This window comes from Bradyrhizobium sp. USDA 3240, assembly GCF_054063295.1.
Window position 1 is genome coordinate 7436977 of record NZ_JBSSGD010000002.1, and the last position, 18962, is coordinate 7455938.

General features: G+C 64.0%; 15 protein-coding genes and 1 pseudogene. 5 read left to right on the forward strand and 11 right to left on the reverse strand.

All coding sequences use genetic code 11. The features are described from left to right. Window positions 1-3: 3 nt before the first annotated feature. Window positions 4-1560 (reverse strand): NADH-ubiquinone oxidoreductase-F iron-sulfur binding region domain-containing protein, encoded by a 1557-nt coding sequence (locus ACVIGA_RS35585; RefSeq protein WP_456669678.1) that lies wholly within the window; start codon window positions 1558-1560, stop codon window positions 4-6. After that, a complete protein-coding gene (locus ACVIGA_RS35590) occupies window positions 1557-2033 on the reverse strand; it encodes a formate dehydrogenase subunit gamma (protein ID WP_456669679.1) in 477 nt (158 codons plus the stop codon). Before ACVIGA_RS35590 ends, ACVIGA_RS35585 begins: the two co-directional genes overlap by 4 nt. Window positions 2034-2288: 255 nt before the next feature. Here ACVIGA_RS35590 and ACVIGA_RS35595 point away from each other — a divergent pair, with 255 nt between their 5' ends. Beyond that, a complete protein-coding gene (locus tag ACVIGA_RS35595) occupies window positions 2289-3185 on the forward strand; it encodes a LysR family transcriptional regulator (RefSeq protein WP_176532448.1) in 897 nt (298 codons plus the stop codon). A 5-nt stretch (window positions 3186-3190) separates the two neighbouring features. On the opposite strand, the gene ACVIGA_RS35600 is transcribed toward ACVIGA_RS35595, so the two are convergent. Then, on the reverse strand, window positions 3191-5512 hold the full coding sequence (locus tag ACVIGA_RS35600; protein ID WP_456669680.1) for an ATP-binding protein: 2322 nt from the start codon (window positions 5510-5512) through the stop codon (window positions 3191-3193). A gap of 192 nt (window positions 5513-5704) precedes the next feature. After that, entirely contained in the window at window positions 5705-7093 is a 1389-nt protein-coding gene (locus ACVIGA_RS35605) for a cation diffusion facilitator family transporter (RefSeq protein WP_456669681.1), read from the reverse strand. Window positions 7094-7790: 697 nt separating this feature from the next. On the opposite strand from ACVIGA_RS35605, the gene ACVIGA_RS35610 reads away from it, so the two are divergent. Continuing rightward, a complete protein-coding gene (locus tag ACVIGA_RS35610; RefSeq protein ID WP_456669682.1) occupies window positions 7791-8642 on the forward strand; it encodes a hypothetical protein in 852 nt (283 codons plus the stop codon). A gap of 118 nt (window positions 8643-8760) precedes the next feature. Here the strand turns inward: ACVIGA_RS35610 and ACVIGA_RS35615 are convergent. Then, a pseudogene (locus ACVIGA_RS35615) lies at window positions 8761-8961 on the reverse strand (hypothetical protein); the annotation flags it as partial. Between the two features lie 237 nt (window positions 8962-9198). Between ACVIGA_RS35615 and ACVIGA_RS35620 the strand changes: the two are divergent. From ACVIGA_RS35620 to ACVIGA_RS35630, 3 genes are all read left to right on the forward strand, one after another. Further along, on the forward strand, window positions 9199-9693 hold the full coding sequence (locus tag ACVIGA_RS35620) for an RlpA-like double-psi beta-barrel domain-containing protein (RefSeq protein WP_375780022.1): 495 nt from the start codon (window positions 9199-9201) through the stop codon (window positions 9691-9693). Between the two features lie 400 nt (window positions 9694-10093). Further along, a complete protein-coding gene (locus ACVIGA_RS35625; RefSeq protein ID WP_456670959.1) occupies window positions 10094-10708 on the forward strand; it encodes a TetR/AcrR family transcriptional regulator in 615 nt (204 codons plus the stop codon). Between the two features lie 73 nt (window positions 10709-10781). Further along, window positions 10782-11663 (forward strand): DMT family transporter, encoded by an 882-nt coding sequence (locus tag ACVIGA_RS35630; RefSeq protein ID WP_456669683.1) that lies wholly within the window; start codon window positions 10782-10784, stop codon window positions 11661-11663. A 122-nt stretch (window positions 11664-11785) separates the two neighbouring features. On the opposite strand, the gene ACVIGA_RS35635 is transcribed toward ACVIGA_RS35630, so the two are convergent. From ACVIGA_RS35635 to oxlT (ACVIGA_RS35660), 6 genes are all read right to left on the reverse strand, one after another. After that, a complete protein-coding gene (locus ACVIGA_RS35635; RefSeq protein WP_456669684.1) occupies window positions 11786-12754 on the reverse strand; it encodes a zinc-binding dehydrogenase in 969 nt (322 codons plus the stop codon). A gap of 81 nt (window positions 12755-12835) precedes the next feature. Then, window positions 12836-13828 (reverse strand): alpha/beta hydrolase family protein, encoded by a 993-nt coding sequence (locus tag ACVIGA_RS35640; protein WP_456669685.1) that lies wholly within the window; start codon window positions 13826-13828, stop codon window positions 12836-12838. Between the two features lie 229 nt (window positions 13829-14057). Continuing rightward, the gene (locus ACVIGA_RS35645) at window positions 14058-15053 is read right to left on the reverse strand and encodes an NAD(P)H-dependent flavin oxidoreductase (RefSeq protein ID WP_456669686.1); all 996 of its coding nucleotides are present in this window, start codon (window positions 15051-15053) and stop codon (window positions 14058-14060) included. Between the two features lie 248 nt (window positions 15054-15301). Beyond that, on the reverse strand, window positions 15302-15736 hold the full coding sequence (locus ACVIGA_RS35650) for a CBS domain-containing protein (RefSeq protein WP_223968393.1): 435 nt from the start codon (window positions 15734-15736) through the stop codon (window positions 15302-15304). Between the two features lie 283 nt (window positions 15737-16019). Further along, window positions 16020-17339 carry an oxalate/formate MFS antiporter gene (gene oxlT, locus ACVIGA_RS35655; RefSeq protein ID WP_456669687.1) on the reverse strand — a complete coding sequence of 440 codons (1320 nt, stop codon included), beginning with the start codon at window positions 17337-17339 and terminating at the stop codon, window positions 16020-16022. A 239-nt stretch (window positions 17340-17578) separates the two neighbouring features. Continuing rightward, a complete protein-coding gene (gene oxlT, locus ACVIGA_RS35660; RefSeq protein ID WP_456669688.1) occupies window positions 17579-18874 on the reverse strand; it encodes an oxalate/formate MFS antiporter in 1296 nt (431 codons plus the stop codon). Window positions 18875-18962: the final 88 nt, after the last annotated feature.

Here is an 18962-nt window from a genome sequence, read left to right on the forward strand (position 1 = left end):
CTGTTATTCCGCGGCCTGCAGCCGGGCCGGTGCGGGGCCGAAATCTTCCCGGAAGTGTTTCAGTGCGCTCATCACCGGGTAGGGCGTGAAGCCGCCGAGTGCGCACAGCGAGCCGAACTTCATGGTGTTGCAGAGGTCTTCGATCACGGCGAGGTTTTCCGCGACGCGCTCGCCGTTGATGATCTTGTTGATGGTCTCGACGCCGCGGGTCGAGCCAATCCGGCACGGCGTGCACTTGCCGCAGGATTCGACAGCGCAGAATTCCATCGCAAAGCGCGCCTGCTTGACCATGTCGACGGTGTCGTCGAACACCACGATGCCGCCATGGCCGATCAGGCCGTCTCGCGCGGCGAATGCCTCGTAGTCGAACGGCGTATCGAACAGCGCGCGGGGGAAGTAGGCCCCAAGCGGACCGCCGACCTGCACCGCGCGCGCTTCGCGTCCGGTGAAGGTGCCGCCGCCGATCTCGTCGACAAGATCGCCGAGCGTGACGCCGAATGCGGTTTCGAACAGCCCGCCATATCTGATGTTGCCGGCGAGCTGGATCGGCATCGTGCCGCGCGAGCGGCCCATGCCGAAATCGGCATAGGCCTTGGCGCCATTGTCGAGGATGAAGGGGATCGCCGCGAACGACAGCACGTTGTTGATCACGCTCGGGCGGCCGAACAGGCCCTTGTGCGCCGGCAGCGGCGGCTTGGCCCGCACGATGCCGCGGCGGCCTTCGAGGCTTTCCAGCAGCGAGGTCTCTTCGCCGCAGACATAGGCGCCGGCGCCGACCCGCACTTCAAGATCGAACTCATGCTTGGTGCCGCCGATGCGCTTGCCGAGGAAGCCGGCGCGGCGGGCCGCCACGATCGCCGCGTTCATCGCCTCGACTGCGTGCGGATATTCCGAGCGAATGTAGATGTAGCCCTTGGTGGCGCCGACCGTGATACCCGCGATCGTCATGCCCTCGATCACGACGAAGGGGTCGCCTTCCATGATCATGCGGTCGGCGAAGGTACCGCTGTCGCCTTCGTCGGCGTTGCAGACGATGTATTTGCGGTCGGCGCTGGCCTGCGCCACCGTCTTCCACTTGATGCCCGTCGGGAAGCCGGCGCCGCCGCGGCCGCGCAGGCCCGACGTCGTGACGTCGGCAAGAATCTGGTCGGAGCTCTGCGTCAACGCCCGCTCCAGGCCCTTGTAGCCGCCATGGGCGCGGTAATCGTCGACCGAGCGCGGATCGATCACGCCGCAGCGAACGAAGGTCAGTCTGGTCTGACGCTTCAGCCAGGGGATCTCATCCGTGACACCAAGCCGCAGGGCATGCTGGCCGTTGCCGGCCATCGCATCGAGCAGCGACGGCACGTCCGCCGGTGTCACCGGGCCGAACGCGATGCGGCCCTGGGCGGTCGAAAGCTCGACCATCGGCTCCAGCCAGCACAGCCCGCGCGAGCCGTTCCTGACGATCTCGATTGCCGCGCCGCGCGCTGCTGCAGCCTGCGCGAAGGCGAGGGCGACATCGTCGGCGCCGACGGCGACGGCCGCGGCATCGCGAGGGACGTAAATTCGCATCGTCATCGCTGTGCCTCCGCGACCAGCGCGTCGATCCGCGCTTCATCGAGCCGGCCGACCAGCCGGCCGTCCAGCATCGCCGAGGGTGCGGTGGCGCAGAGCCCGAGGCAGTAGATCGGCTCCAGCGTCACGCGCTCGTCCGCCGTGGTATTCCCCAGGGATACGCCGAGCTTGGCCTCCGCCCGCGCCGCAAGCCGATCGCCGCCGGCGGCCTGGCAGGCCTCGGCGCGGCAGAGCTTGAGGACGTGGCGTCCGGCCGGTTGCTTGCGGAAGTCGTGGTAGAAGGTGAACACGCCGTGCACCTCGGCGCGGGACAGATTGAGCGCCTCCGCCACCATCGGAATCGCAGGCTCCGGCACGTGGCCGAAGGCTTCCTGCAGCGCGTGCAGGATCACCAGCGTGGCGCCTTCCAGCCCGGCATGCTCGGCGATGATCTCCGCGCCGCGCGCCTTGTCCCAAGGTTCGTATCCCACCGTCATCCGCGCTTCTCACGATCCGTTTTTTGCTTTGCACATCAGAATTGGAATCCTTCGAAACATCAATAAAGCTGTCTCATGCGGCGATTGCGAAACGCGATTAATAGCGTTGCCGAATGGGTCGATCCGGGATCGCAATAATGTTCTGGAATCACGGACTTCCGGGGCGCTTTGGATTTCGGGATCGCACCCCGATCGTGCTACCTATGACGCGTCGGGCTGCCATTTGGGGCGCCGTTTTCCGAAGGGGTTTGAACCTTGATCGACAAGCTGGAACTTCTGCTGGCGCTGGCCAAGGAACGGCATTTCGGCCGTGCTGCGGAGGCCTGCGGGGTCACCCAGCCGACCATGTCGACCAGTCTCAAGCAGCTCGAGGAAATCCTCGGCGTCATGCTGGTGCAGCGCGGATCGCGCTTCCAGGGTTTCACGCCGGAGGGCGAACGGACGCTGGACTGGGCGCGGCGCATCGTCGGCGATACGCGGGCGATGAAGCAGGAGATCAACAGCCTCAAGGACAAGCTGTCGGGCGAGATCCGGATCGCCGCGATCCCGACTGCGCTCGGCATGGTGGCCTCGCTCACCACGCCGTACCGCGCGCGCCATCCCGATGTGCGGTTTCGCATCCAGTCGTGCACGTCCGCCGACGTGCTCGGCCTGCTTGAAAATCTCGAGGTCGATGCCGGGCTGACCTACATCGAGAACGAGCCAATCGGCAAGGTCCGCACCATTCCGCTTTACAACGAGAGCTATCGTCTGCTGACCGCGCCGGATGCAATGTTCGGCGACCGCAAGCAGGTGACGTGGAAGGAAGTCGGCACCGTGCCGCTGTGCCTGCTCACGCCCGACATGCAGAACCGCCGCATCATCGATCGCGCGCTGACCTCGGTCGGTGCGGAGGCGACGCCGTCGCTGACGTCGAATTCACTGCTCGTGCTCTACACCCACGTGAAGACCGGACGCTGGGCCAGCGTGATGCCGGCCAAGCTCGCCGAGACGCTTGGCCTTGCCGATGCCGTGCGCAGCATTCCGATCGTCGATCCGGTCGTCGACTACAGCATTGGCCTCGTGATCCCGCAGCGCGATCCGATGACGCCGCTGATTGCAGCCCTGGTGCAGGTCGCGCGCGAGGTCGCGCCGAAGCTGGAGAGCGCGTAGCCGGCCTAGGCCGCCTCTTGCAGCTTCGCCCGCAAGCTGCGCGGATCGCGCGGCAGAGTGATGCGGACCACGGTGCCGACGCCGAGCTTGGAGCGCAGCTTCATCGAGCCGCCGTGCAGGTTGGTGAGGGAGCGCGCGATCGCCAGTCCAAGGCCCGAGCCCTGGTAGCTCTTGGTGAGCTGGCTCTCGACCTGCTCGAACGGCTTGCCGAGCCGCCGCAGCGATTCCGGCGCGATGCCGATGCCACTGTCGGCGATCAGCAGCACGATCGAGTCATCGAGCATCTGGCCGCGCACCAGCACGCGGCCGTGGTCGGGCGTGAACTTCACGGCGTTGGAGAGCAGGTTGACGATGATCTGCTTGACCGCGCGGCGGTCGGCGACGACCGAGATCGTGCTCTCGATATCCGATTCCAGCGACAGGCCCTTGTGCTCGGCGCGGCCGGAGACCACCCGCAGCGACTCGGCGAGGATGCCGGAGAGGTCGAGCGGCTCCATGTCGAACTTCATGCGGCCGGCCTCGATCTTCGACATGTCGAGGATGTCGTTGATGACCTCGAGCAGGTATTTCCCCGAGGTCAGGATGTCGTGGCAGTACTCCGCGTATTTGTCCGAGCCGAGCGTCCCGAACAGGCCAGAGCCCATGATCTCGGAGAAGCCGATGATGGCGTTGAGCGGCGTGCGCAGCTCATGGCTCATATTGGCGAGGAATTTCGACTTCGCGGCGTTGGCGTCCTCGGCGCGGGTCTTCTCCTGCGAATACTTCTCGGCGAGGTCGGCGAGCTCGACGGCCTGACGCTCCAGCTCGGATTGCGAGCGCTGCAGGTCGATCACGGTGGCACGCAGGCGCAGATCGTTGTCGACCAGCTTCTGCTCGTGCGCCTTGATGCGGGTGATGTCGGTGCCGACCGAGACGTAGCCGCCGTCCTTGGTGCGGCGTTCGCTGATGTGCAGCCAGCTGCCGTCGTCGAGCTGCGCCTCGAAGGTGCGGGCGCCGGGCGCCGGCACGCCGCTTTCATGCAGGCGGGTGCGCACCTCGGGCATGCTGCCGACCTCGATCACGGTCTCATAGGAGGTGCCGGGGCTGACGGCGCTATCGGGCAGCTTGTGCAGCCGCTGGAAGTGCGAGTTGCAGAGCACGAGGCGGTCCTCGGCGTCCCACAGCACGAAGGCTTCCGGAATGGTCTCGATGGCGTCGCGCAGCCGGAGGTCGGCTTCCACCGACTTCTCGGCGAGGCTCTTCTGTTCGGTGATGTCGACGGCGATGCCGATCAGATGCAGGCCGCTGTCGGCCGCGGCGTGGCTGAGCTCGCAGCGCACGCGCAGCCAGATCCAGTGGCCGCCGACATGGCGCATGCGGAAGCTCTGGTCGATGTGATCGATCTTGCCCGAGATCAGCTGTTCGGCGATGTCGAACAGGTTGATGTCGTCGGAGTTCACCAGCGCGTTGACCTCGCCGAAGGTGAGGAGGTCGTTGCGGCTATCGAGGCCGAGCAGGGTGAACATCGACTGCGACCAGAATATCCGGCCGCGCGACAGGTCCCAGTCCCACAATCCGCAGCGGCCGCGATTGAGCGCGGTGTCGATCCGGCCGCGCACGGCGTCGTTGATCAGGTCGCCCTCGCGGGCGCGGGTCGATTGCCAGTGGAAGGCGAAGCCGAGGATCAGCACCACGAAGCTCGTGGTCGCCGACAGTGTCACCGAGAGCGCGGCGTCCGATCCCCAGATCGGCTCGTTCATCTCCTGGATGACGACGACCTGGCCGGGCAGCGACTTGACGAGCTGCGAGATCGCCAGCGCGCCGGTGCCGCCCGGCAGCGTCATGTCACTGACTGCACCCTGCTGCCCCGGGGCGATCAGGAGCTGCGCGGTGGAGACGATGTCGAGGACGCGGTCGTTCTCGCCGGCGCCGTCGATCGGCACGCGCGCCAGCACGCGGTGATCGGCGCTGGTGATGATGACGTGGCGGCCGTTGGCGATGCCCCAGGACGGAATGAGATCCGGCAGCAGTTCCTGCATCCGCTCGATATTGGCGAGCCGGTCGCGCCGCACTGAAGTGAGGCGGTCGAGCCGCTCGGCGAGGATGTCGGAGAGCGCGGCAAGGTCGCGCTTCATCGCGCCGCGCTTCTGCCGGTTCTGGTCGATCACCTGGACGAAGGCGCCAAGGCAGATCGTGATGAGGAAGGCGATGATCAGCGTAGGAACAGCGCGGCGCAGTGCAGGCTCGGCCGTCAGGAGCCTGTGATAGGCCGGTTTCGCGATCGACTGCGCCAATCCCTTGATCGAATCGGATTGGACACAAGCGTTCGCTGCATGCGCGCGCGCCATGCCTTAGACCCCCATCTAAGCTGATTTTTTACCCGGATCGGATGCTCCCCACGTCGCATCCGAATCATGATGATTTGAATCCAGATTTCCCGGGCTGTCGAGAGTCAACGATTCGTTAATGCGAAATAATTCTTGTCCAAAACAGAATCAGTCAGCGCAAAGTGAGTCCGAAACAGGAACGGCTCCGTAGAATTACGCGCGCGCCGGTTCTGCGTGACTGATCACACGTTTCACGGTGGGGAACGTGCGACGCAGCTCGCGTTCGATCTCGTCGACGCTTTCGTGCACCTTGATCACACTCATCGAGGGCGCGGCGCGGCAATGGAAGTTGACGATCTCGCCGGCGTCGGTGTTGCGGACCCGCACATTATGGATGTCATGGATCGCGCCGCCATCGGCAAAGCCGGTCAGCGCGGTCTTGATGGCTTCGACGCGGTCGGGCACGGCGTCGGTTCCCCATGGGAGTTCCGGCTCGAGCGGCTCGATATGGGTGTCGACCTCGACGTCCTCGCCAAAGTCCTCGCGGATCGCGCGCTCGAGCTCGTGGGCGATGTCATGTGCGGCGTCCAGCGCCATGTCGCTGTCGACCTCGAGGTCGATGCCGACGATCAGCTTGCCGCCGATGTCGTGCACGGTGACGTGGTGGATGGCGAGGCCGGAATTGCGCGCGATCACCATGATGCGCTCGCGCACGCTCTCATTGTCGCGCGCCACCGGCACCGCGGTGAAGGTGAGGTCGGCGTCGCCGAATGTCTTGGTCATCGCCTGCTGCGCCCGGCGCTTGATGTCCTCGACGCGGTCGATCGGGTAGGTGCGCGGCACAGCGGCGATGGCGTCGATGAAATGCGTGGCGCCGACCATGCGGACCCGCAGCCGCTCGACGTCGACGACGCCGGGCACGGCCTTGATGGCCGCGGTGGCCTTTTCCAGTGCGCCTTCGGGCGCGCGGTCGAGCAGGGTCTCGACCGTCTCCCGCGCCATGCGCAGGCCGAGCAGGGCGATCATCACGGCAACCGCGATCGCGGCCGCGGCATCGCCCCACCAGAAGCCGAAGCCCGCCAGCACCAGGCCGACGATGACCGCCGCAGATCCCATCACGTCGGAGGCGAAATGCAGCGCGTCGGCGGCGAGCGCCTGGCTCTTGGTGTCGCGCGCGGCACGGTGCAGCGCGCGGGCGCGCCATAGATTGACGCCGATATCGATGACCAGGACGATGAACGGGATGGCTGAGATCGACGGCGGCGGCGCGCCTTCGCGCAGATGGCTATAGGCCTGCACCAGAATGCCGCCGGCCAGCACATAGAGCAGGGCGATGATGAAGAGCGCGGAGACGCTCTCGAACTTGCCGTGGCCGTAATGATGCTCCGCGTCGGCCGGCTGGTCCGATACCCGCACCACCGCCGAGGTGATGATGGTGGCGACCAGATCGATCGAAGAGTGCAGCGCCTCGGAGATCAGCGCCAGCGATCCGATGGCGATGCCGACCACGAACTTCGCCACGGCCATGCTGCCACTGGCGAGGATCGAGATCGCGGCGACGGATGTCTTGGTGTTGGGTGCGCTGGTGCTGGAAGAGCTCATGGGCGGGGGTTTAGCAGGCCATCTGTGAACATCAAGTGTCGTTCACGATGCGCAATCGCCACTCACTTGCAATTGCATATTCGCGCCGAAGTCACGCCGTCGTCCTGGCGAACGGCGGGACCCATAACCACGGGGTTGTGTTGCTGAAGTGAGCTGGTGCAATTCAATAGCGTCACGACTCGCATTCGGGGTAATGGGTCCTGGCTCCCATGCGCAATTGCGCATTAGGCAAGGACGACGATGAGGATGGTTCTCGCGCGATACGACGCACCGGCATTGCATGCTTCATCTCGGTGTCATCGCCCGGCTCGACCGGGCGATCCAGTATTCCAGAGACGCCGGTGCCTGAATCGAGAGGGCGCGGCGTACTGGATCGCCCGGTCGAGCCGGGCGATGACAGTGTGGGTGCGGATGCTGCTTCGCATTCTCGCGACACAATTTGTCCGAGCTTTGGATTTCGTTCCGCCTGCTCACTTGAAGGGGGCTGAGGGGGATTGACGCGCTTTGCTGAGTTGCCCGTCGTGTCGAATTGGCAACAGTCGTCATCACCACGGGAGGACGATCCTGCTTATCACGAGACGTCAAGCACGCTACTATTGCTTGGACGAGACCTAACCGGGGGCTGGGCGCTGGTCGACCCTGATGGATAACCGAGACGGCAGTCTTGGATGACATTGGACGGAAGAGGGACACGCCAATGAACTCCACACCCACTCCGAATGCAGGTGAACCTGCTGAGCGGCCGATCGCGAGTGCCGATGAGCGACTCGCGGAAGCCCACAAGCAGATCGTCCGCGCTGATGAGGAGCTCACACGCTTGAGTGAGCGGCTTGCAAAGATGGAGCGCGATGCTGCGCCACCACCGCCGGCTCAATCTGACCCGCCTTTGGTCGAGCCTGCCCCTGCTTCGTCCGGACCTGGCTCGCAATCATCGTCCGGAAGGCCGGCTTTCCGGGCCTTTGGCGCCTTGTCGCTCGCGGCGTGTGTCGTTATCGCTGCCTTGGCTTCGCAGTCGTCGTATGGTGCGAGAGCCAAGCTGGTCGTCGCCCGCTGGGTGCCGCAGCTGGCTTCGACTCCATCATCGCCGCGGGATGATCCGCCGCTTCCCGCGCAGTCCGCTCCATCTGCCGTTCAAGTCGCCGCGGCGGAAGCCGTACCGCAGCAACCGACGCCCGCGCCTTCGACCGCGCCGCAGGACGCCGCGCCGAAAGCAACGCAGGACACCGCGCCGCCAGTTCCTGCAGCGGTTCCGGATCGAACCGAGCTGCTGCAAACCATTGCCCGCGATCTCGCGAACGTGCAGCGAAACATCGAACAGCTCAAGGCGGACCAGCAACAAGCGGCCCGCGAGAGCTCCAAGGCCATTGAGGAGCTCAAGGCAAGCCAGGAGGAATTGAAACGGGCACTCGCGAAGGTTTCCGAGCAGAAGACGTCAGCGCCTCCGGCGCAGCCGGCTCCGACCTCGCGCAAGCCCCAGCGGACATATGAGCCGCCCTACGCGAGAGCGCCGCCTCGAATGCAAAGGGAATGGCTCTACGACGACTGGTAACCGTCGATGCGGTGATCATCGAAGCTCATCCGGCAACAGCGCCTCGATTCGGAATTCCGTGCGTTGTCGCTTTTCCCCATCAGCGCAGTGTTCGCGTGGCTCGTCACAGCCCGCTTCGCTAATACGCCAACGCAGCTACAGCGTCGTACTTGTTGGCCTCCATGTGTTCGAACGCCTTGCCGGCGGCGGCGAATCTGTAGACTTGGTCAATCGGCAGCTACAGCTTGCGTGCCTCGACCGCGGGCCAGATGTCCTTGCACACCGCGTCGAAGACCTCGCGGATCTCCTCGATCGAGCGGGTACGGAAGGTAGCGCCGATACACTGTTGACGCGCGGTCGAACAGGTTCCATCCAGTCATGCTGCTGACGCAATCTCTGTCTTAGTCGGGCGAGAATTAAAAACACTGTGTGGGACCGCCGCGGTTCCCACAATGGTTCCGTCGCCGGAAATGGCACGAATCCGCAAAGAATTGCCCAGAGTTAGCGCCTCCGCGTTCACTCGACCATGTTTGCGGAATCGGGAACCGAACGATCGAGAAAAATCAGTCAAGGAGTTATGATGCTGTTCGGCTCGAGCGCCGCAGTCTGCGGCGCCGTAGTTGCGCTCGCCATTTTCGGCCGCGCTTCTGGAAGTGAAATCGGTGCAGTTCATTCAAGCGATGTCGTCAATGCTGCTTGTGGAGATGCGATCGTCGGCGCGGCCTCCATGTACAATCCGTTCGAGCCCGGCAAGGAGGAGGGCGGTCCGAGCACAGCCTCCGGCGAGCGCTATGATCGCTCGGTCTGGGCGGCTGCCATCAAGACAAGTCTGCGTCGGAAGTTTGGTGGGGTCCAATTTGGCGCGAGGCCGAAATATGCCCTCGTCGAGGCTGTAGGCAAGAAGGCCATCGTGAAGATAAATGACGTGGGGCCACTACGGCCCGGCCGCATCATTGACCTCAATGAGCGGACGATGCGCTATTTCGATCCAAGCCTGGAGCTCGGGGTCATTAGCGACGTAAAAGTTAGCCCGCTTGCGGGGGATTATTGGACTCCGGGACCGGTCGGCTGAATATTGCACCGCAAAGAGCGCGCGAGGGCGGGTTACGCTTCGCTGATCCGCTCTACGCGCTACCCACTCTATGCCCGACCAGGAACGGACAACTGGTCGAGGCGGCTGGTTTTCATCGTCACGTGGTGGAGCGAAGGTCTAACGATGGTCGTGGAAGCCATCGTCATGGCTCTCTCCTTTTCACCGCAGGGTGCTCGCATCAGATCGCCGCGCAACGAGGATATGAAGCCGGGCGTGACGGCGGCCGGCTTTTCCGGTTCAATTGAACCCGACATCGCTGATCTAGGTTGGCATCGCGTCGCGATGTCGCCAAAGCACCGACGAATCCCGCCAGCTCTGCCGCGCCCGTGCCCAAAGCGATGACTTGCAATTTAAAGACCGATCGGTCTATATATTGGCAATGAGCCGCCAAGCCCCCGTGCAGTCGCCCCGTGGCCGTCCCCGAAGTTTCGACGTCGAAGCCGCCGTCGAACGCGCGATGGATGTGTTCTGGTCGCGCGGCTATCACGCCACGGCGCTGCCGGACTTGCTGCGTGCAACGAAACTCTCGCGCGGCAGCCTTTACGCCGCTTTCGGTGACAAGCACTCGCTGTTCCTGCGCGCGCTCGATCGCTACATTGCCGATGCCCAGACGCGGATGGATGTTGAACTCGCCCCTCGCGGAGAGCCGGTCGCCGGCTTGCGGGCCTACCTTGCCGGTTACGTCGAGCGTGCCAGCGGCGCCAATGGCCGGCGCGGATGCCTGCTGGTGGCGACAGCCATGGAACTGGCCGGGCAGGATGCTGAGGCTGGTCGTCGCGTCGCGGGTTTTTTCAAAACCATGGAAGCCAGGTTGGCGGACGCGCTGTCCCGCGCGGAGGCGGCGGGCAGATTGGCCGATGGCGTCGAGCCTGCAAGCGCCGCCCGAATTCTCGTCTGTTTCGTTTGGGGGTTACGAGTGGTCGCCAAAACGGCACAGACACGGATCACGTGGCAAGCCACCGCTGACGCGCTTCTCGATCGCTTCATCAGATAAACAATAACCCATGGACGCCTTCGCTATTGGTGCGCCCATATTTGGACTGATCGGTCTTGAAAGGAATGATGCCATGTCTGCCATCCAGATCGTCTGCGCAGTGGCCGTTCCCTTGCTCTGGGGTCTTCAGTTCGTGGCCATCAAGGTGGGCGTCACGGAGTTTCCGCCGCTGTTCTTCCTCGCACTGCGCTTCCTGGCGATCGCGCTGCTGCTTGTTCCGTTCGTCAAGAGGCCCACGCGTCAACAGTTCGGCCCCATCGCGGCCATTTCGCTTTTCCTTGGTGGACTGAACTTCGGGCTGTTCTATGTTGGTCTTGGGCTCGGCTCGGGAAGCATATCGGCTGTCGCATATCAACTCGCGCCGCCTTTCACCGTCCTGCTGGCCTGGCCGTTGCTCGCCGAGAGGCCGTCTCTTGTCACGTCAGCCGGAGTGGTGCTTGCATTCGCCGGCGTGGTAGTGTTGGCAGCGGGGCCGGGGCTGTCGACCAACGCGCTTCCGCTGCTGCTTGTGGTCGGGGCAGCGTTCGCGTTCGCTGTGTCCAACGTCCTGACGAAACGCTACGGCCCGTTTGATCCCCTGATGTTGATGGGCTGGTCGTCGCTACTCACCGTGCCGCAAGTGATGTTGATGTCGTTGCTGCTCGAATATGGACAGCTGGCGAGCCTAGGCACGGCGGATCAACACGGTTGGCTGGCGCTCGCCTACACCATCTTCATCGGTGGCATTGTCGGCTTTGGCCTCTGGTTCTGGCTGATCGCCCGTTGCTCGATGGGCCGCGTCGCGCCGTTCGGTCTGCTGCTTCCGGTGTTCGCCCTGATCTCGAGCGTGATGTTCCTTGGCGAACGCGTGACGCCGAAATTGGTTGTCGGCGGGCTGCTCGCGACCTCCGGCGTCGCCATCACGCAGGTAAGGCCGAGATTGGGGGGCGTAGTGCAAGGGCGTAGGGCGGAATAGCCCACCGGGTCCGCGCGAAGCGCGGCCCGATGACAGGCTCCGGCGTAATCCGCCGTTGCACCCGGAGAAAGAACGGCGGATGAGGCGTCGCTAATCCGCTCTACGCATCAAGCATCTGGTCGCTACAGCGTCACCACGATCTTGCCGAGGTGCTTGTTGGCTTCCATGTGCTCGAACGCCTTGCCGATGTCGGCGAATTTGTAGACCTGGTCGATCGGCAGCTGCAGCTTGCGCGCCTCGACCGCGGGCCAGATGTCCTTGCGCACATCGTCGAAGATCTCTCTGATCTCCTCGATCGAGCGGGTGCGGAAGGTGACGCCGATGTACTGGATGCGGCGCGCCGCATGCAGGTCGAAATTGAAATCGGCGTGGGTGCCGCCGAGCCGGCCGACATTGACGATGCGGCCCTTGACCTTGGTCGCCTTGAGGTTCTGGTTCGCGACCGGTCCTGAGATCTGATCGACGATCAGATCGACGCCTTCACCATTGGTTGCCTGCAACACCTGATCGACCCAGCCGGGATCCTTCGAGTCCACGGCGAGATCGGCGCCGAATTCCGTCAAGCGGCCGCGGCGCATCGCATCGGTCGAGGATCCCACCACGAGCTTGGCGCCTTTCAGCTTCGCGATCTGCATCGCCATCAGGCCGACGCCGGAGCTCGCGCCTTGGATCAGCACGGTCTGGCCCGCCTGCAACGCGCCATTGGTGACGACGGCATTGTGCATGGTGGCGAGCGCGACGGGCAGGGTGGCGGCCTCGTCGAAGTTCATGTTCGATGGGCTACGGAACAGCCTGCCGTGATCGGCGAGTGTGTATTCGGCGAACGCCGCGCCGCCGGAGCCCATGATCTTGTCGCCGACCTTGACACCCTTGGCGTCGGGGCCGAACTCGGCGACCTCGCCGGCCCATTCCATGCCGAGCACGGTGCCGACGCCGCCGGCTGCGCCGTGGGCGTGGCCCTTGGTCATGCCAAGATCGGCGCGGTTCAGCCCGCAGGCGTGAACCTTGACCAGCACCTGCGTGCCCTTCGGCACGGGCTTCGCGACGTCGGCGATTTCGGGGCCATTGGCTCCGTACACGTAAGCTTTCATATCGTTCTCTCCGGCTGTGTTGGCCGAGGCGTGTCTTGCGTCAGGTCTGTTGGGACACGTCGCGCGCTTGATGATGTGAGGTCAGGGCTGGTGGACGTCCAGCTCTTTGCGGAAGAAGGCGAGGATGTCAGCGTTCAATTCCTTGTGGAACGCGACGCGATCAAAGCCCGGCCGGTCCGTGCAGATCTTCGGCAACCGGGCGGCCAGGCTTTCGGAGCAGGGCACGAGGAACACGAAATGTCCGGCATTGCGGACCACATGATAGTCGGTCTTGATCGGCAGCTGCTGATTGATCGCCGTGACGTAGCCGGGATTGATTTCGGTGATCTTGTCGTCGCCGCTGAGCTCGGAGGCCCAGAGCTGGGTCGGGATCGTCACATCCTTCAAGGCGTCGCGATCGAACAGCGGACCGAACGCCGGATCGGCAATCACCATCGCCTTGACGCGCGGGTCATGCACGACAGCCTCTGCCGGAAGCTCGTTGCGCTGCAATTCCTCGCAGCTCGGCTTGCGATAGGGCACGTCGCAGAACGCGGTGGCCTTGCTGATGTCCGGCTTGGCGCCGGCGACGACGAGGCCGGTGTAGCCGCCGCGGGAAAAGCCGAAGAAGCCGATCTTGCCGGGGTCGAGCTTGGTGCGATCCGACCATGCGTCGAGCATGTAGTCGATCGCCCGCTTGATGTCGGCGGAGCGCTCGACCAGCGCGGCCAGCGTATCGGCTCGCGTCATATCGCCTGCGCCGGTATCGACGGGATGATTGACGGCGACCACGACGAAGCCGGCATCGGCCAGCGTCTCGGCGGTGTCGTGATGTCCGGTGAAGCTGCCGCCGAAACCGTGCGAGATCAGGACCAGCGGCAGCTTCTCGCCGACGACGGGGCAGTCCTCCGTTCCGGGCAGCGTCGAGGTCTTGAGCTTGACCTCGCCCGCGGGCGCGGCGCAGGGCGACCACACGGCGATCTGCATCGGCGGGGCGCCGTCGGACTGCACCTTGATGAGTCGGAGACCGGCCGCGTGTGCACACGCGGCCGACAGGCAGAGCGCGGCCGCAACGGCCGCCTTGAACAGACGCATGTAGGCTCCCGCCGGCTGTTCCGATGCCCATGATGCGAAACGATCGCACCATGGGCTTGTTCTTGTTTGTGTCGTCAAACGCGAGATACCTCTGAGGTACCGTCATCCTGAGGAGCGCGCAGCGCGTCTCGAAGGATGAACGGCCCGGCCGGTGGCCGTCGACCCTTCGAGGGCCGCTGAAGAAGCGGCCACCTCAGGGTGACGGGTAACTCGTCTTACCCTCGGCCGCTTATTCGGCGGCCTGGCGCTTGCCCACCGACGTCATGCGGTCCAGACGTTCGCGGATGATCGCTTCCGCCTCGCTCACGATGCGCGAGATCAGTTCGGCGCAGGACGGAATGTCGTGGATCAGGCCCTGCACCTGGCCGGCCGACCAGATTCCCTCGTCGGCATCGCCGGTCGCGTAGACCATCTTGCCGCGGGCGCCGGCAACCAGCTCGCGGACGTCCTCGAACTTGGCGCCTTCCTTCTCCATCTGCACGACCTTGGTCGAGATCGCATTCCTGGCGACGCGCGAGGTGTTGCGCATGGTGCGGAAGATCAGCTCGGTCTCGCGCTCGTCATTGGCGACGATGCGTTCCTTCACGAGCTGATGGATCGGGCTCTCCTTGGTGCACATGAAGCGCGTGCCCATGTTGATGCCTTCGGCGCCGAGCGCCAGCGCTGCGACGAGGCCGCGGGCATCGCCGAAGCCGCCGGAGGCGATCATCGGGATCTTCACCTTGTCGGCGGCAGCTGGAATCAGGATCAGGCCGGGGGTGTCGTCCTCGCCCGGATGGCCGGCGCATTCAAAGCCGTCGATCGAGATCGCGTCGGCGCCCATCCGCTCGGCGGACAGCGCGTGGCGGACGCTGGTGCACTTGTGCACCACCTTGACGCCGTGTCGCTTGAACTCGTCGACATGTTCCTGCGGCTTGTTGCCGGCGGTCTCGACGATCTTGATGCCGCTCTCGATGATGGCCTGGCGATACTCGGCGTAAGGCGGCGGCTTGATCGCGGGCAGGATGGTCAGGTTGACGCCGAACGGCTTGTCGGTCAGCTCGCGGCAGCGCGCGATTTCCTTGCGCAGATCGTCCGGCGTCGGCTGCGTCAGCGCGGTGATCATGCCGAGCGCGCCAGCATTGGCGACGGCGGCAACCAGCTCCGCGCGCCCGACCCATTGCATGCCGCCCTGCACGATCGGGTGGTCGACGCCGAACATTTCGGTGAAGCGTGTCTTGATCATTCTGCCCTCGTTTCCATCAGAATTTTCCGCGCCGCGGACGGCCGCGCACGGTGTTGTTTTTGGATGTCGAGGGAAGGATGCAGTCCTGTCCGGCAAATGTCTACCGGCGACCTGCGGCGCGCCCATGCGGAAATGACGGGGCGCGCAGGTCAGGTGAGGACGGGGCCGAAAGTTTCAGTCAATTGCTCAGGCGCCGTTGAACCAAATACACAGCGCCTGGCTGAGAGCAGCGGCAATCGAGATGTCTGTTACGCCGGCACGGCTTGCTTGTTCAACGCGGAGGTTTCCTCGTCGAACGCGGCCGCGATGTCGCGCATGCTGACGACGCCGATCAGGCTGTAATCGTCGATCACGGGCACGTGGCGAATGTGGTGCTTGGTCATGAGATGACGGATGTGCTCGAGCGTGTCGCTCGAGGTGCACGACACCAGCTGCTGCACCGAGACGAGCTGCGAGACCTTCATGCTGGCGCCGGCCGCGCCGTGCTCGGCAATCGCGCGCACCACGTCGCGCTCGGTGAACATGCCGACGGCGGTGTTGCCCTCGGTGCGAACGACATCCTTGACCACGAGCGCGCTGATATTGCTGGCGCGCATCAATTGCGCGGCGATCGCCACCGTCTCGTTCATGCGAACCGTGGCAACGCGAGGGGTCTTCTTGCGCAGGATATCTCCGACTTGCATGGCAACCTCCTTGGTTTATCGTTGACAGGATTATGGTATACAAAATGCCAATTGTCAACGCGGCCGTCACAGAAATCTACCACCTGCGAACAGCTGAAATAGGCAGAGTCGCTGACGTTTCAGACGATTGTGACCTGGCCTGAGCGGGCTGGCCGTCCACGGCTCCCGGGCGCCTGTGGTATCTGGCATCCCTGTCGGGTCAAAACGAAAGAGGCGCACCGAAGTGCGCCTCGATCAGTTCACAGCCAGTTCCGAAATCAGGCCGGCATTTCAAGTCGACATATCAAGCTGTCTTGGCATTCGTCGCGGTCTCGGCTGCGGCGGCGGCAGCCTCGTTGCCGTTGATGAAGGCGCGGCGCATCGGCTTGATCACGAACAGCGCCATCAGCGCCGCGGTGGCGTTCAGCGCGACCGCGATCACGAACACCGCCTGCCAACCATAGCTGGCGGCAACAATGCTGGCGGCCGGCACCAACAGTGCGGCGGTGCCCTTCGCGGTGTAGAGCATGCCGTTGTTGGTGGTCGCATACTTCGAGCCGAAGGTGTCGCCGGAGGTCGCCGGGAACAACGAGTAGATCTCGCCGAACACGCCGAAATAGACCGCGGTCGCCAGCACGAACACCAGCGGGTTGTGGCCCCAGGTGGACAGCGTCAGCAGCATCAGCGCGCCGGTGCCGAACGCGATGAACATGGTGTGCTCGCGGCCGATATTGTCGGAGACCCAGCCGAAGAACGGCCGCCCGAACCCGTCGAAGATGCGGTCGAGCGAGATCGCAAAGGTCAGCGCGGCCATCTGGAAGCCGGCGAGCGAGACCGGCGTGGTGGCGATCTTGTAGTCGTGCGCGATCGGCGCGATCTGCGCGGCCGCCATCAGGCCGCCGGAGGCGACCATCACGAACACAAGATACATCACCCAGAAGATCGGGCTGCGCAGCACCTGCGGCGGCGTGAAGTCGATCTTGGTCTGCGGCAGGTTGAGCTGCTTCTTCCTCGGCGGGATCGTGACCGCAGGCTTCTGGATGAAGAAGGCGAGCAGGAACACGATCAGGCCTTGCCCGATGCCGAAATCGAAGAACGCGGTCTGGTAGCCGCTCGAGGCGATCATGTTGGCGATCGGCACCACGGTCAGCGCCGCGCCTGCGCCGAAGCCCGCCGCCGTTGCGCCGGCGGCGAGGCCGCGGCGATCGGGAAACCATTTCAGCGCATTGCCGACGCAGGTGCCGTACACCGAGCCGGCGCCGATGCCGCCGACGACAGCCGCGGCGTAGAGCAGGGTGAGTGAATCCGCGTAGGAGTTCAGCACCCAGGACAGCGTGATCATGACGCCGCCGAACATGATGACGACCCGCGGGCCGTATTTGTCGACGAACCAGGCCTCGACCGGCACCAGCCAGGTCTCCGTCACCACGAAGATCGTGAAGGCGAACTGGATCGCTGCGCGGCCCCAATGATGCGCGCCGTCGATCGGATCGACGAACAGCGTCCAGCCATATTGCAGATTCGCGATCATCGCCATGCAGACGATGCCCATGACAAGCTGAAGCCAGCGGAAGCCACTGGACGAAGGTTGTGCTTGTGTTACGGCAGCATTGCTGGAAACCATCAAATCCTCCCGAGCGCGCCGGTCTTGTTGTGACCCAGTGTCGCAATTCTTGTGGCGTATCGTCGCAAGCGCTTGGCCGGAGGTTGGTATACTATATTCCAGAAAGCAAGCCTATCTTTCTGCTGCGTCGCAGCAAAACTGGCATACTTTGGGCTGATTTGAGTTTGCGATCGATGCCGCAAATGAAAGCGCCCGGTGTTTGACCGGGCGCTTTCGTCAGTCGAAGAGTGGCGCGTTGCTTAAGCCATCGCCGCCGATTTCTCGACCACGATTTTCCGCCAAGGCTTGAGCACGGCGATCGCAAGCAGCGAGGCAAGGATGTTGGCGCCGGCTGCGATGATGAACACGTTGTCCCAATGGCCCGACGACTGCTGCATGTAGTTGGCGATCGGCACCAATAGCGCCGCGGTGCCCTTCGCGGTGTAGAGCAGACCGGCATTGGTCGTCGCGAACTTGGCGCCGAACGTGTCGGTGCAGGTCGAGGGGAACAGCGAATAGATCTCGCCCCAGGCAAAGAACACGAAGCCCGATAGCAGTACGAACCAGACCGGATCGTGGCCCCACAGATAGAGCATCCAGATGCCGAAGCCTTCCATGCCGAAGGCGATGAACATCGTGTTCTCGCGGCCGATCATGTCGGAGATCCAGCCGAAGAACGGACGCGTCAGACCGTTGAGGACGCGGTCGATGGTGGCCGCGAAGGTCACCGCCGTCATCGTCACCGCCATTAGCGTGACCGGCACGCTGTCGACCTTCCAGTCGACCGCGATCGGCTTCAGGTTCGCCGTCACCATCAGGCCGCCGGCGCCGACGATCACGAACATGAAGTACATCAGCCAGAAGATCGGCTGCCGCAGCACTTCGGTCGGCTGATAGTTGCGCCGGGTCTGGATGATGTTGGCATTGGCCACGACGGCCGGCACCTGTCCGGCCTTCGGCGCGAGCAGGAAGAAGGCGAGCAGCACGATGATGATGCCCTGACCGAGACCGAAATACAGGAAGGTGGTCTGGAAGCCGGAGTCCTTGATCATCGCCTGGATCGGCGCGACCGTCAGTGCGGAGCCCGCGCCGAAACCGGCTGCAGTGATGCCCGCCGCAAGTCCGCGCTTGTCGGGAAACCATTTCAGCGCGTTGCCGACGCAGGTGCCGTAGACGCCGCCGGCGCCGATGCCGGCGACGATCATGCCGAGATAGTAGCCGTTCAGCGAGGTCGCATGCGCGTTGATCGCCCACCCGATCGCGCAGAGAATGCCGCCGATCAGCACGACGAGGCGCGGACCGTATTTGTCGACGAACCAGCCCTCGACCGGCACCAGCCAGGTCTCGAACAACACAAACAGCGTGAAGGCCCACTGGATCGATGCGCGATCCCATCCAAACTTCTTCTGGATGTCGGGGACGAAGAATGTCCACCCGTATTGATAGTTTGCGATCATCACCATCGCGGCGACGCCGATCGCAAGTTGCGTCCAGCGATAGGTATCGCTGACACGCGCGGCCGCGGGGGCCGCAGTTGCCTGAACCATGTCCGACATTCATCCTCCCAGTGCGCGCTTTGTCATTCTGCTTCTGGCGCGGCTCGGTCATCTTGGTATTTGATATGCCAAGGTTCAAGCTGTCGCA